Here is a 13,468-nt window from a genome sequence, read left to right on the forward strand (position 1 = left end):
GCAACCCCGTTCCGCGGCACCAGGAAGGAAGGTGCCGACGGCAGCGAACCGTCGGCCGCGCGCGGCCCGGTGATCGCCGCGGGGTCCGTGCTCAGCACCGACGACGTGTCCCAAGTGCCGCCCAGGTTCCAGGAGTTCCCGCTGGAGACGGTGGCCGAACCCACCGCGGCGGCCTTCGTGTCGGCGACGGAGAGGTTCGCGGTCAGTCGGGCCGTGCCGCCCGCGACGTCGGCGTCGAAGCCGGTGCCGCCGTTGGCCCAGGTCGAGTCGCGGCTCAGAACGAGGGCGCCGGTGTTGCCGTTGTCCGTGGCGCCGTGCGCGGCGTTCTTGAAGGCGGCCGAGTTGCGCAGGGTGTGCGCCACCGCCGGTGCCGGGCTGCCGCCGCCCAACTTGAAGCCGTTGCCGTCGCCCGCGAAGTCGGGGAAGTTCCAGCGGTTGAAGCCGTTGCCGTACGCGATCGTGTTCTCGATCAGCACGGGTGAGGTGAACTTCCAGAGGTCGAGGCCGTCGTCGACGTTGTTCCACAGCCGGGCGCCCCGCACGACGTTGCCGGTGCCCGAACCCTCCTTGACGGCCAGGCCGTCCGCGCTCTCGCCGTTCTTACGCGGGTCCCGGTTGGCCCAACTGTCAAGGTTCAGAATCTGGTTGTCGCTGGAGGCGCCCTGGAGCTGGAAGCCCGACTCGTAGTTGTCGTGGGTCTTCAGCCGGGCGAAGACGTTGCCGTTGCAGCCGTCGCAGTACACCCCGTACGGGCCGTTGACGATCTCCAGGTCCGAGATCCGCCAGTAGGAGGCCTCCTGGTGGATCGCCCCGCGCTCGGCCCGGGGGATGCTGCCGCCGACCGGCGTGTGGCTCGCGGCCAGTTGTTCGCCGTCGATCACGACCCGCTCGCCCTGATAGGCGCCCAGGGTGATGGGCTGGGAGGCGGTGCCGGAGGTGGTGACGGTGATGTTGTCGGTGAGGGCGTAGGTGCCCGCGCGGACGGAGATCGTGTCGCCGGGCTTCGCCAGGTCCACGGCCCGCTGGACCGTGCGCAGCGGCTGGGCGAGGGTGCCCGGGGCGGTGTCGTTCCCGTTCGTCGCCACCACCAGGGTCGTCGGCGCGGCGGCCGCCTCGGTCGCCGGTAACGGCGTCATCAGGACAGCCCCCACCGCTGCCGCCGTCCAGAGCGCCTTGTCCATGTGCATGGGTTCTCCCACCTCGGCCCGAGTGCTGTGTCGCCGCTCAGTGGTCGCCGGGAACGGGAAGGTTGCCGAGGTGCTCAGGGCCGAGCACGGTCGCAACCCGCGCGCAGGCCACCGGCCGAGCGTGCCGGGGCGCACTGACTAGGGTGGGTGAGGTGACCGACAGCGACAAGCGCCCGCTCGCCGTGTTCGACCTGGACAACACCCTGGCCGACACCGCCCACCGTCAGCGGTTCCTGGAGCGCAGGCCGCGCGACTGGGACGGCTTCTTCGCGGCCGCGCCGGACGATCCGCCGCTCCCGGAGGGCATCGCGCTGGTGCTGGAGAGCGCCGAGGAGTGCGAGATCGTCTACCTCACCGGGCGGCCCGAGCGCTGCCGACGGGACACCCTGGCGTGGCTCACCGCGCAGGGGCTGCCCGAGGGGCGCGTCCACATGCGGCGCAACGACGACCGGCGGCCCGCCCGGCGCACCAAACTGGAGATCCTGAAACGGCTCGCCCGCACCCGGGAGATCCGGGTCCTGGTGGACGACGACGAGTTGGTCTGCGAGGACGCCCGACGGGCCGGCTTCACCGTCGTACCGGCACGCTGGACCGCCCCTTCCACGACCCTGAAGGCGGCGCAGGAGCGGGAGGGGCGGACCTGACGGCCGTAGGTTCAGTCGGACTCGTCGAGGCGGAAGCCGACCTTCAGCCCCACCTGCCAGTGCTGGATCTGTCCGTCCTCGATCTGGCCCCGCACCTGGGTGACCTCGAACCAGTCGAGGTTGCGCAGGGTCTGCGAAGCACGGGCGATGCCGTTGCGCACGGCCTGGTCGACGCCGTCCGGTGAGGTGCCGACGATCTCGGTCACGCGGTAGGTGTGGTTCGTCATGCTTCCACCGTGCCCCAGGCGGCTGCCGAGCGCGAGCCGTCCGCCGGTTCATCAGGAAGCGCTGGCCCCCTATCTTGGGCCCATGGACGGTATGCCGCGAGACATCCCAGCCCCCGCCGCCACCGGCAATCCGCTGCGCCTGCTCACCCTGGAGCAGCTGCGACGCCGCACGAGCATGAAATGGCGGACGTATCCCGAGGACGTGCTGCCGCTGTGGGTGGCCGAGATGGACGTCCCCCTCGCCGAACCGGTCGCGCGGGCCGTCCGGGACGCGGTGGACCTGGGGGACACCGGCTATCCGGCCGGGACCGCCTACGCCGAGGCGCTGAGCGACTTCGCGAGGAGGCGGTGGGACTGGGACGGCCTCGCGGTGGAGCGCACGGCGATCGTCCCGGACGTGATGCTGGGCATCGTCGAGATGCTCAAGCTGGTCTCGGGGCCGGGTGATGCGGTGGTCGTCAACCCGCCCGTGTACCCGCCCTTCTACCAGTTCGTCGGCAACATGGGCCGCAAGGTCGTCGAGGCTCCGCTCGGCGCGGACGGCCGGATCGACTTCGGGGTCCTGGAGGACGTCTTCCGGCAGGTGCACAATTGCGCCGCCCGGCCCGCTTATCTGCTGTGCAGCCCGCACAACCCGACCGGTGCCGTGCACAGCGCCGAGGAGCTGGCGCGGGTGGCCGCGCTGGCGCAGGCGTACGGGGTGCGGGTGGTGGCCGACGAGATCCACGCCCCGCTCATCGCGGCGGGGGCCAGGTTCGTGCCCTACCTGAGCGTTCCCGGCGCGGGGAACGGACTGTCGTTGATGTCGGCGTCCAAGGGGTGGAACCTGGCCGGGATCAAGGCGGCCGTGGCCGTCGCCGGGCCCGACGCGGCGCAGGACCTCGCGCGTCTTCCCGAAGAGGTCGGCCATGGTCCCAGCCATGTCGGGATCCTCGCCCACACCGCCGCGCTGCGGGACGGCGGCGCCTGGCTCGACGCCCTGCTCGCCGGTCTCGACGACAACCGCCGGCTGCTGGCGGAGCTGCTCGCCGAGTCGCTGCCCGCCGTGCGCTGGGCACCGGCCGAGTCCACGTTCCTGGCCTGGCTGGACTGTCGCGCGCTGGACCTGGGCGACGATCCGGCGGCGGTCTTCCTGGAGCGCGGCCGGGTCGCCCTCAACTCCGGTCTCCCCTTCGGAACCGGGGGCGCCGGCTTCGTCCGGCTGAACCTCGCGACCTCGCCCGAGCTGATCACCGAGGCGGTACGGCGGATGGCCGCCGCCCTGGACTGAGGGTGGGGGCCGGGCGAACCGGCCCCCACCGGCCGACCGTTACCGGACCACGCTCAGCGACAGCGCGAAGCGCCCCTCACCGTCCGTCCACCAGTGCGCCAACTCCAGCCCGGCGGCCGACAGTTCGCTCCGGACGCCCTCCTTGCGGAACTTCGCCGAGATCTCGGTGTGCAGCTCCTCGTCCGCCGTGAAGTCGACGGCCAGGTCCAGCGCCGGGACCTTCACCGTCTGGTCGGTGCGGGACCGCAGGCGCATCTCGATCCACTCGTTCTCGGCGTCCCACAGGGCCACATGGTCGAAGGCGCCCGGATCGAAGTCCGCGCCCAGCTCGCGGTTCACCACGGTCAGGACGTTCCTGTTGAACGCGGCCGTCACCCCGGCCGCATCGTCGTACGCCCTGACCAGCACGTTCTCGTCCTTGACGAGGTCCGTGCCGAGCAGCAGCGCGTCACCGGGGGAGAGCAGGGAGCGCACCGAGGAGAGGAACGCGGCGCGCTCGACCGGCAGCAGGTTGCCGATCGTGCCGCCGAGGAAGGCCACCAGGCGCGGCCCCGGTGTCCCCGGCAGGGACAGACCGCCCGTGAAGTCGGCGATCAGCGCGTGCACGCTCAGCTCCGGCCGCTGGGCGATGAGCGCGTGCCCGGCCTGGGTCAGCGCGCTCTCGCTGACGTCGACCGGCACGTACGTGTGCAGCCCGGTCAGCGCGTCGAGCAGGAACCGGGTCTTCTCCGACGAGCCCGAACCCAGCTCGACCAGGGTGCGGGCGCCGGTCGCTGCGGCGATCTCGCCGGAGCGCGCGACGAGGATCTCCCGCTCGGCGCGGGTCGGGTAGTACTCGGGCAACTCGGTGATCTGCTCGAAGAGTTCGCTGCCGTGGGCGTCGTAGAACCACTTCGGCGGCAGTGACTTGGGCGTGTGCGTCAGGCCCTTGAGGACATCGGCGCGCAGGGCGGCCTCGGTGGCGTCCTCGGGCAGGGTGCGGGTCAGCAGGAACGGACTCACGTGCGGGGCTCCTTGAGTGGTTCCAGGGACTTCAGGGGCGTCAGCAGGACATCGGTGCGGCTCGCCGTGAGCAGCGTGCGGTCGGGGACCTCCTGCCAGTGCGGATCGTCGTCGAAGGGCTCGGAGGCCACGACCGTCCCGGCGCCGGGACGCCGCAGGTACCAGAGGGTGTCGCCCCAGGCGGTCGCGGCGATGGACTCCCCGTTGGACAGCAGGAGGTTGAGCCGGGAGTCGGGGGCCGCCTCGGCGACCTCCAGGACCGTGTCGGCCAGCGCCTGGCCCTGCTCGTCGCCGCCGCGCAGCCGGTTCAGGACCAGGGCCCACACGAACGCCGAGTCGTTGCGGGCCTCCATGGACAGCAGGTCCGCCGGCGGGAGCGAGGCGGTCAGGGCGGCCAGGGAGCCCGGCCAGCCCGGGACCGCGCCGTTGTGGCTGAACAGCCAGGGTCCGAAGGCGTACGGCGCCGCGGCGGCCTCGGCGTCGGCTCCGGCCAGGGTCGCGTCCCGTACGGCGGCCAGGACCGCCGTGCTGCGCACGACCCGGGCGAGATCCGCGAAGGACGTGTCGGCCCAGATGGGCCCGGCCCGCCGGTACCGGGCCGGGACGGGGTCGCCGTCGGCGTACCAGCCGACCCCGAAACCGTCGGCGTTGACCGTGCCGTACCGCTGCCGGCGCGGTGCCCACGACTGGCGGTACAGGCTGTGCGGGGGCTCCACCAGGAGACGGCCGAGCGGCTCCGCGGGCCCCACATAGGCCAGGTGACGGCACATCAGACGGCCCCCGCGGAACGGGCGGTGCGGAAGCCGGAGAAGATCTGCCGCCGGATCGGGTAGTCCCAGTTGCGGAACGTGCCCCGGCAGGCGACCGCGTCCACGGCGAACGAACCACCGCGCAGGACCTTGTGGTCCGGGCCGAAGAACACCTCCGAGTACTCCTTGTACGGGAACGCCTGGAAGCCGGGGTAGGGCTCGAAGTCGCTCGCCGTCCACTCCCACACGTCGCCGATCAACTGCCGTACGCCGAGCGGTGACTCGCCCTCGGGGTAGCTGCCGGCGGGGGCGGGGCGCAGGTGCCGCTGGCCCAGGTTGGCGTGCTCGGGGGCCGGGTCGGCGTCGCCCCACGGGTAGCGCGTCGAACGGTCACCGGCCGGGTCGTGGCGGGCCGCCTTCTCCCACTCCGCCTCGGTCGGCAGCCGGCGTCCGGCCCAGCGGGCGTAGGCGTCGGCCTCGTACCAGCAGACGTGGACCACCGGCTCGTCGGGCGGCACGACCTCGGTGACACCGAAGCGCCTGCGCAGCCACTGCCTGCCGTCGCGGCGCCAGAACAGCGGGGCCTGGAGGGAGTGCGCGCGGACGTGCGCCCACCCGGCCGGGGCCCACCAGCGCTCGTTCTCGTAGCCGCCATCCTCGATGAATGCCTGGTACTCGGCGTTCGTCACCGGGGTGGTGTCGATGTAGAAGGCGTCCACCTCCCGCCGGTGCGCGGGGCGTTCGTTGTCCAGCGCCCAGGGTTCGTCGGAGGTGCCCATGGTGAACGGGCCGCCGGGGACCAGGACTTCGGCCGGGCCGGTGAACAGCGGGGCCGGCTTCGGGTCGGGGGCGGTCAGCGCCTGGGGGCCCTTGCGCAGCTGATGGGTGATCAGCATCGTCTCGTCGTGCTGCTGTTCGTGCTGGGCGATCATCCCGAAGGCGAACCCGGCCTCGGTGAGCCGGGTCCCGTGCAGCGCGCTGCCCTCCAGGACGTCCAGGACCCGTCCGCGCACCTCGGCCGCGTAGCGCCGGGACTCGGCGGGCGACAGCAGGGGCAGGGTGGGGCGCTCGGAGCGCGGGTGCTCGAACGCGTCGTAGATGCCGTCGATCTCCGGCCGTATCGCCTCCTGTCCGGCGACGGTCCGCAGCAGCCACTGCTCCTCCTGGTTGCCGATGTGGGCGAGGTCCCACACGAGCGGCGACATGAGGGGCGAGTGCTGTGCGGTGAGGTCCGGGTCCTCGACACAGCTGGTGAGGAGGGTCGTGCGCTCCCGGGCGGTGACGAGCGTGGACACCGCCCGCTCGCGGAAGGTCTCGGGATCGGCTGACAGGTCGGCAGAGGGGTCGGTCATGTGCGGATTTCCTTCCCGAGCGAACCGTGCGTCCGGTCCAGCAGATCGTCTGCGGGGCAGCGGCCCCGGATCACATAGCGGTGCAGATACGCCCCCACGGCGTCCGTGACCGCGGAGGTGGCGCCCAGCCGGGGCAGGGCCTCCAGGGCGGCCGCGAAGCACGCGATCGCCGCCTCGTGCAACTCGGGGTCGGCGAGGCCGTCCCGGGCCGCGTCGATCCACAGCGGGTTGTGCGGGGCGGGCAGCGACAGGGTGCGCTCGGCCAGCGGCTTGACCACCCGGTAGGCGGTCTCGGCGGTCTCCGGGTCGTCGAAGAGCGCCGCCGTCACGGCGAGCGGGACGATCCAGCCGTCGTCGCCGGGCTGGGCGTCGATCATGCGCAGTTCCAGATGGCCGCGCGGTCTGACCGGCGGGAACAGGGTCGAGACGTGGTAGTCGAGGTCCTCCCGGCTCGGCGGGCGCGGCGTCCCCGTCCTGGCCCACTCCCGGAAGGTGAGCCCTTCGGGGACGTCCCAGGGGCCGCTGTCCCGCCGTACGCACATCACCGGCGCGTCCAGGACGTGCCGGGCCCAGGCGGTGCGGGGGTCGGTGGCCAGGGAGGGGCCGCCCGCGCGGTCCTTGCCGATCTCCGTCCAGCGCAGCTGGCGGGTCGAGAGCCAGCCGGTGCGCTCGGAGCGGGCGAGGGGGGAGTTGGCGAAGGCGGCCACCAGGACCGGGCCCAGCTGGTGCGCGAGCCACCAGCGCCGTCCCAGCCCCAGGGGGCCGGGCTCCTCGTGCCCGGCGTCCACGCACACCTGCACGGAGGCCGAGGTGCACATCATGGCGCGGCCCGCCGGACCGGTGCGGTCCAGGCAGGTCTCCATGGCGTCGTAACGCGGCTCCCGCAGGTACCTGCGGGGCGGGTGCCAGGGGTCGTGGCCGAGCCCGACGAGGCCGAGACCGTGCTCGGCGAGGGCCGCGCGGACGGCGGCCAGGTCGGCGGAGACGGTACCGATGCACTCCATCAGGGAGTCGGCGGGCTGCGAGCTCAGCTCCAGCTGGCCGCCGGGTTCGACGGTGAGCGCCGACGTCAGGGGCACGGTCCGCAGTGCGGCGTAGGCCGCCGCGAGTCGTTCGGTCGTGACGGGGAGCCGCTGGTCGCGCAGCTCGTGGACGAGCCATTCCACTTCCACCCCGATGCGGCGGGGCGGGCCGGTCTTGAAGCAGATGCCGCGGACCAGGGCCTCGAGCTCTGCTTCGGGGAGCGATGTACGAGGCTTCGTACAGTCGCCGAGTGAATCGGACATGTCGGGATCCTCCTGAGATTCCACCATGCCACCGGTCCGGGGATCATGGTGGGTCGGACCGGCAACGCTCGTCCCACCCAAGACCCTCGTCTCGTTCCGCACAAGGGGGCACATCCTTGCATTGGGGGCTGTGGATCTCCGTTCTCCCGGGGTTTTCGAGGTGTTTTCCGGTTCTGCCCGGCACCGGAAACTCCGTTGCACCGCACCACCGGCATCGCCCACGATGCCTGCATGGGCACGACGGGGGAGACCGCGCGGCGTGCGGTCATGGCGCTCACGGGGGTGGCGCCATGAGCGCGCGTCTGCGCGGCATCGCACAGGAGACGGAACGGATCGTCGCGGCGGGGCACTATCGCGCGCCGGACGGGCGCGAGGTCCCCGTGGCCGCCGCGATCGAGGCGGCGCGGGCGGGGACGCGGATGTACGGTCCCGAACCCGTGCCGGTGCCGGACTTCACGACGGTGGACACGCGCTTCGAGGTCACGGGCGAGAGCAGCCTGGAGGCGGCCCGTCGGCTCGGCGGCCGGACGGCCGTGCTGAACTTCGCGTCGGCGCGCAATCCGGGCGGCGGGTATCTGAACGGTGCCCAGGCCCAGGAAGAAGCCCTGTGCCGTGCCTCGGCGCTGTACACCTGTCAGCTCCGGGCCCGCGAGTTCTACGACCACCACCGGGCCCACCGCGACCCGTTCTACACGGACCGGGTCATCCACTCGCCCGCCGTACCGGTCTTCCGGGACGACCACGGACGGCTGCTGGACTCGGCCGAGCCGGTGGGGTTCCTGACAGCGGCCGCCCCGAACGCCGGGGTGGTGCGGCGCACGGCACCCGAGCGGACGGCCGAGCTGCCGGGGGCCCTTTCGGCGCGCGCCCGGCAGGTGCTGTCGGTGGCCGTGACGCAGGGCTACCGGCGGCTGGTGCTGGGCGCCTGGGGCTGCGGAGTCTTCCAGAACGACCCCGCCCAGGTGGCGGGGGCGTTCCGGACTCTCCTCGCACCCGGCGGACGGTTCGGCGGTGCCTTCGAGCACGTGGTGTTCGGGGTGCTGGACCGGACGCGGGGCGCGGTGGTGCGGGAGGCGTTCGTACGGGCGTTTCCCGAGGAGCGACTGCTCCAAAGGGGTTAGGCGGCCGCCCCCGCGCCGCGAGCGAGCCGTGCCGGCGTCCCCCGGGAACGCCGGCGGCTCACGGGGTCGCCGTCAGGTCCAGCCGTACCGCTCGTGCAGCCGCTGCCTGACCAGGTTGAACCGGCCCCGGTCCAGCGCGCACGCCTCCCGGCGCATGCCGTCCTCGTGCAGGCGCAGGATGCGGTCGACGTCGACCCACGAGTCCCGGCCGGTCCGGTCCCAGGGGCCGCTGCCGATCGGCACCCACTCCCGGTCCCCGTCGTGCCGCTTGCTCGACAGCTGGACGGCGAGGAAGGTGCCCGCCGCCTCGCGGGCGACCACGAGCACGGGACGGTCCTTGCCGCGGCCGTCGTTCTCCTCGAAGGGCACCCAGGTCCACACGATCTCGCCGGGGTCCGGGTCGCCGTCGTGGGCGGGGGAGTACTCGGTGCGCACCCGGCCCACCTCGCGCGGGTCGGCCTCGGTGGTGGCGGTGGCGCCGAAGCGGCCGGGGACGTTCTCATCGGTAAACGCAGTCACGGGGGCACCCTATGGCGTCCGCCGGACCGGGGAGGAGTACGGTCGGTCGGGTGAGTGAAGCGGCGGGCGCGGTCACCTTCGTGTGGCTCGGGATGGTGCTGGCGATCTCCTTCCTGGAGGCGCCGCTGAAGTTCCGCGCGCCGGGCGTGACGGTTCAGCTCGGCCTGGGCATCGGCCGCCTGGTCTTCCGGGCCCTGAACCTGGTGGAGAGCGTCCTGGCCGTTGCCGTGGTCGTCCTGGTCGCCGTCGGCGGCGCATCGGCCGGGGTCCTCGCGTGGACCGTGGCGGTGATGGTGCTGCTCGTCGGCCAACTCGCCGTGGTCCGGCCCCGGTTGAACCGCCGCTCCGACCGTGTCCTGGCCGGCGAGGACCTGCCCCGCTCGCGCGGACACCTCGTCTACGTCGCCTTCGAGATCGCGAAGGTCCTCGCGCTGATCGGTCTGGGCGTCACGCTGCTCGCCGGGTGAACGAGGGCGGCGTCTCGTCGCTCCCCGGCTGAACACGGGCGGCCCGGGGCCTTTTTCGCCAAGGCCCCGGGCCGCCCGCGCCTCACTCCTGGACGGGCACCTTCTGGGCCGGCGGCGGAGCGGTCACCCCGTTGAGCGAAGTGCCGTTCGGTGTCTGTCCGTTCTGGTTCATCGACGCCAGCAGCTGCCGGGCGAGCCCCAGTCCTGTGCCGCCCATGGTGAGCGCCTTGGCGAACATGTCCGCCATGCCGTCGGCACCGTTGAGCACCACCATGTTGTCGACGTTGCCGAACGCGGACGCGCCCGCCTTGACGATCTCCGGCCAGTTCTCGGCGAGTTGCTGGGCGACGACCGCCTCCTGGTTCTCGGCGAGCGCGGCGGCCCGGGCCTTGATGGCCTCCGCCTCCGCGAGACCCTTCGCCTTCGCGGCCTCCGCCTCGGCCAGCCCCCTGGCCTGAGCCGCGGCGGCCTCGGCCTCACCGGTCGCCCTGGTGGACGCCGCCATGGCCGTACCGCGGGCCTTGGTGGCCTCGGCCTCGGCCATCGCGGCCGTCTTGACCCGGGTGGCCTCGGCCGCGGCGGCCAGCTCGGTCTCCTTCGCCTTGGCCTCGGCCCCGGAGATCCGCGCGTCACGCTCGGCCTCGGCCAGCGTGCGCTTCTCGTAGGCCTTGGCGTCCGCCGGCTTGCGGACGTCGGCCTGGAGCTGCTGTTCGCGCCGGTGCGCCTCCAGTTCGGCGACCCTCGTCTCCTGGACCACGACCTCCTGCCGGGCGGCGGCGTCGGCGAGCGGACCGGCCTGGCGCGCCGCGGCGCCCGCCTTGTCCCGCTCGGCCTGGTAGCCGGCCTGGAGGATCTCGCTGTCCCGGGTGGCCTGTGCCATCCGCGCGAACGATTGCTGCTCGGCCTCGGTGGCCAGCCGGTTCGCCTCGGCCTGCGCGATGCGCGCGTCCCGCTGGACGGCCGCCGCGTGCGGCATGGCCAGGTTCTGGATGTACCCGGTCGGGTCCTCGATCTCATGGATCTGCAGGGAGTCGACGATGAGCCCCAGCTTCTCCATCTCGGTGCCGCAGGCGGCCCGGGTCTGCCCGGTGAGCTTCTCCCGGTCGCGGATCATGTCCTCGACGGTCAACCCGCCGACGATGGAGCGGAGATGACCGGCGAACACGTTGTGCACCCGCTCGGCCATCAGCTTCTGCTGGTCGAGGAACCGGCGGCCGGCGTTGGCGATCGACACGAAGTCGTCGCCCACCTTGAAGATGACCACGCCCCGCACCTTGAGCGGAATGCCCTGGTGGGTCACGCAGTCCACATGCAGTTCGGTCTCGTTCAGGTCGAGCGAGAGCTTGCGCACCGCCTGCACACCGGGCAGCACCAGAGTGCCGCGGCCGGTGACGATGCGGAATCCCATCCCCTCCTCAAGGCCCTCGGTCCTGTGCTTGGAGCCGGAGATGATCAGTGCCTCGTTGGGTTCCGCGACCCGCCACATCATCTTGAACAGACCGATCAGAACGGCGACGGCAGCTACGGCCACCCCCGCCACGACGCCGACAACCATCGGCATACGCCCCCTTTGCATGGTGCCCTCACGGCACCGAACGAAGGGAGTGTGCGCCTGTTCGGGCCCCCGGAGAAGACGTCGGCCCATCCTTGTCGAAACCTTGATACACACGCCTCTCAGCTGGGCGTGAGCAGGCTCAACTGTCGTACGCCGCCTGCACGTAGACCGTCCTCGGCGGCAGGTACTCCACCACCATCACCACCGTGCCCCGCTCGATCCGGTCGGTGCCGGCGGCCGGGTAGGCGAGGAAGTGCTCGGCGCCGCCCCGCACCCGGACGATCACCTCGCCGACGAGCCCGGGCCCGATCGTCCCCGTGACCCGCCCCATGAGCCCGACCATCGACGCATCGTCCATGGTCACAGGGTACGGGCGGAACGCCGTCACGCGGCCGGGGTTTCCGCGGCGAGCTGCCCGGACGGCCGGACCTCGTGCCAGCGCAGTTCCGCCTCCAACTGCGCGGCCAGCGACAGCAGAAGCGGCTCGCTGTGCGCCGGTCCGAGCAACTGGGCCCCGACCGGCAGGCCCCCGCCGACGAACCCGGCGGGCACGTTCACCCCGGGCCAGCCCAGCACGTTCCAGGGCCAGGCGTAGGGACAGGCCGCGATCATCGCGCGGTCCGTGGCCAGCCCGCCGAGCCGGAGCATCGCCCCGACACGCGGCGGGGGAGCGGCCGTCGTGGGGGCGAGGACGACGTCGTACGAGGAGAAGAAGGCGCCGATACGGCGGTGCAGGACCGCCTCCGCGCGCCGCGCCGCCCTGAGCGGGACCCCGCCGAGCAGTCCGCCGAGCCGGGCCGCCTCCCGGGTGCGGCGGTCCAGGAGCGCGGGGAAGGGCGCCTCACGGACCCACTCGGCGAGGCCGGCCGTGGCGCGCGGGACGAAGGTGAGCCCGATATGCCCGTACGGCGGGTCGGCCTCCTCGACGGTGTGCCCCAAGGCGGCCAGTTTCTCGGCGAGTTCGACCACGCGTGCCCGCACCTCCGGCTGGAGCCGGGCGGGCAGCGCGGTGAACGGCGGTTTCAGGGCGAGCGCGATCCGCAGCCGGCCGGGGTCACGGCCGACCGCCGCCGAGGCGTCGACGGCGGGCGGGCGGTGCGGGTCCAGCACGTGGTTGCCGGCGGCCGCGTCCAGGAGGAGGGCCGCGTCGGCGACCGTGCGGGCGAGGGTGCCGTTGACGGTGATGCCCTGGAAGGACTCGCCGCGGGGCCAGGTGGAGATGCGGCCGCGCTGCGGCTTGATGCCGACGAGGTGGGTCCAGGAGGCGGGGATGCGGACCGAACCGGCCCCGTCCGAGCCGAGCGCGGCGGGCACGAGACCGGCGGCGACGGCCGCGGCGGACCCGCCGGACGAGCCGCCCGGGGTGTGCTCCAGGTTCCAGGGGTTGCGGGTCGCGCCGAAGGCCGGGCCCTCGGTGAACGGCCACTGGCCGAACTCGCAGGTGTTGGTCTTGCCGACGACCACGGCCCCGGCCGCGCGCAGCCGCCGTACCGCCTCGCCGTCCCTGGCGACGGCCGGGAACTCGCCCCGGCAGCCGAACGCGGTGGGCTCGCCGGCCACGTCCATGTCGTCCTTGACGGCGACCGGCACTCCGAGCAGCGGTGTGCGTACTCCGGCGGCCAGCCGGGCGTCCGCGGCCTCCGCCTCGGCGAGTGCGGCGCGCGTGCGTACGATCCGGAAGGCGTTGAGCGTGCCCTGGCTGCCCTCGATCCGTGCCAGGGCCTGCTCGACGAGCGCCCGGGAGGTGATCGTGCCGTCGGCCAGCGCGCGGGCGGTCTCCACCAGGCCTGCGGAACGGTCGTACGTCATGCGGGGGACCTCCGGGACTCCGGGCCGACGTTGCCTACCGAACGGTAACGTCGGAAAGCGCTTCGCCGGAACGACTCCGGGTGCCAGCGGCGGTTCGCCGGACGCCACCGGCGCCTCACAGGGCTCACCAGGTCGTGCGCAAAGCATTGACGCTTCCGGGTCACGGCCCTACCTTCTGATCGACTTCCCGAACCTTGTTCGGTATGTCGCACATCTGGCGTGTCGGACGCCCAGAACCGCGTTGTGCCCCTGCCCCCCGGGAGAGCCGCCGTGACCACAC

The 13,468-nt window shown here is 72.8% G+C and carries 14 protein-coding genes; 4 read left to right on the forward strand and 10 right to left on the reverse strand.

The features are described 5' to 3' along the window. Positions 1-1,187 (reverse strand): right-handed parallel beta-helix repeat-containing protein (locus EHS43_RS22480; RefSeq protein ID WP_125192570.1); only part of this gene is annotated, 1,187 nt, incomplete at its 3' end. Between the two features lie 152 nt (positions 1,188-1,339). Here EHS43_RS22480 and EHS43_RS22485 point away from each other — a divergent pair. Beyond that, positions 1,340-1,831 carry a hypothetical protein gene (locus tag EHS43_RS22485; RefSeq protein WP_125192571.1) on the forward strand — a complete coding sequence of 164 codons (492 nt, stop codon included), beginning with the start codon at positions 1,340-1,342 and terminating at the stop codon, positions 1,829-1,831. 11 nt (positions 1,832-1,842) lie between these two features. On the opposite strand, the gene EHS43_RS22490 is transcribed toward EHS43_RS22485, so the two are convergent. Further along, positions 1,843-2,058 carry a dodecin gene (locus tag EHS43_RS22490; protein WP_125192572.1) on the reverse strand — a complete coding sequence of 72 codons (216 nt, stop codon included), beginning with the start codon at positions 2,056-2,058 and terminating at the stop codon, positions 1,843-1,845. 91 nt (positions 2,059-2,149) lie between these two features. Here EHS43_RS22490 and EHS43_RS22495 point away from each other — a divergent pair, with 91 nt between their 5' ends. Further along, complete coding sequence (locus EHS43_RS22495) at positions 2,150-3,328, forward strand: MalY/PatB family protein (RefSeq protein ID WP_125192582.1); 1,179 nt, start codon at positions 2,150-2,152, stop codon at positions 3,326-3,328. A 39-nt stretch (positions 3,329-3,367) separates the two neighbouring features. On the opposite strand, the gene egtD is transcribed toward EHS43_RS22495, so the two are convergent. From egtD to egtA, 4 genes are read right to left on the reverse strand one after another with little or no spacing between them, the layout of a single operon-like run. After that, positions 3,368-4,330, reverse strand: coding sequence for an L-histidine N(alpha)-methyltransferase (gene egtD, locus EHS43_RS22500; RefSeq protein WP_125192573.1), 963 nt, complete (start codon positions 4,328-4,330; stop codon positions 3,368-3,370). After that, positions 4,327-5,100: an ergothioneine biosynthesis protein EgtC gene (gene egtC, locus EHS43_RS22505; protein ID WP_125192574.1), complete on the reverse strand. Its 774-nt coding sequence runs from the start codon at positions 5,098-5,100 to the stop codon at positions 4,327-4,329. The genes egtD and egtC overlap by 4 nt, the downstream gene beginning before the upstream one ends. Further along, a complete protein-coding gene (gene egtB, locus EHS43_RS22510; RefSeq protein ID WP_125192575.1) occupies positions 5,100-6,431 on the reverse strand; it encodes an ergothioneine biosynthesis protein EgtB in 1,332 nt (443 codons plus the stop codon). Before egtB ends, egtC begins: the two co-directional genes overlap by 1 nt. Next, a complete protein-coding gene (egtA, locus tag EHS43_RS22515) occupies positions 6,428-7,717 on the reverse strand; it encodes an ergothioneine biosynthesis glutamate--cysteine ligase EgtA (protein WP_125192576.1) in 1,290 nt (429 codons plus the stop codon). The genes egtB and egtA overlap by 4 nt, the downstream gene beginning before the upstream one ends. Positions 7,718-8,007: 290 nt before the next feature. Between egtA and EHS43_RS22520 the strand changes: the two genes are divergently transcribed. Further along, on the forward strand, positions 8,008-8,838 hold the full coding sequence (locus tag EHS43_RS22520) for a TIGR02452 family protein (RefSeq protein WP_185806361.1): 831 nt from the start codon (positions 8,008-8,010) through the stop codon (positions 8,836-8,838). Positions 8,839-8,910: 72 nt separating this feature from the next. Here the strand turns inward: EHS43_RS22520 and EHS43_RS22525 are convergent, their stop codons facing one another. After that, positions 8,911-9,357 (reverse strand): type II toxin-antitoxin system PemK/MazF family toxin, encoded by a 447-nt coding sequence (locus tag EHS43_RS22525; RefSeq protein WP_125192578.1) that lies wholly within the window; start codon positions 9,355-9,357, stop codon positions 8,911-8,913. 92 nt (positions 9,358-9,449) lie between these two features. Here EHS43_RS22525 and EHS43_RS22530 point away from each other — a divergent pair, with 92 nt between their 5' ends. Continuing rightward, a complete protein-coding gene (locus EHS43_RS22530) occupies positions 9,450-9,824 on the forward strand; it encodes a hypothetical protein (RefSeq protein WP_260470649.1) in 375 nt (124 codons plus the stop codon). Positions 9,825-9,906: 82 nt separating this feature from the next. Here the strand turns inward: EHS43_RS22530 and EHS43_RS22535 are convergent, their stop codons facing one another. From EHS43_RS22535 to EHS43_RS22545, 3 genes are all read right to left on the reverse strand, one after another. Then, positions 9,907-11,385: a flotillin family protein gene (locus tag EHS43_RS22535; RefSeq protein ID WP_125192580.1), complete on the reverse strand. Its 1,479-nt coding sequence runs from the start codon at positions 11,383-11,385 to the stop codon at positions 9,907-9,909. A 133-nt stretch (positions 11,386-11,518) separates the two neighbouring features. Continuing rightward, positions 11,519-11,737: a hypothetical protein gene (locus EHS43_RS22540; RefSeq protein WP_260470648.1), complete on the reverse strand. Its 219-nt coding sequence runs from the start codon at positions 11,735-11,737 to the stop codon at positions 11,519-11,521. Between the two features lie 26 nt (positions 11,738-11,763). Next, complete coding sequence (locus tag EHS43_RS22545; RefSeq protein WP_125192581.1) at positions 11,764-13,188, reverse strand: amidase; 1,425 nt, start codon at positions 13,186-13,188, stop codon at positions 11,764-11,766. Positions 13,189-13,468 lie beyond the last annotated feature (280 nt).

This window comes from Streptomyces sp. RP5T, assembly GCF_003933965.1.
Classification (GTDB): domain Bacteria; phylum Actinomycetota; class Actinomycetes; order Streptomycetales; family Streptomycetaceae; genus Streptomyces.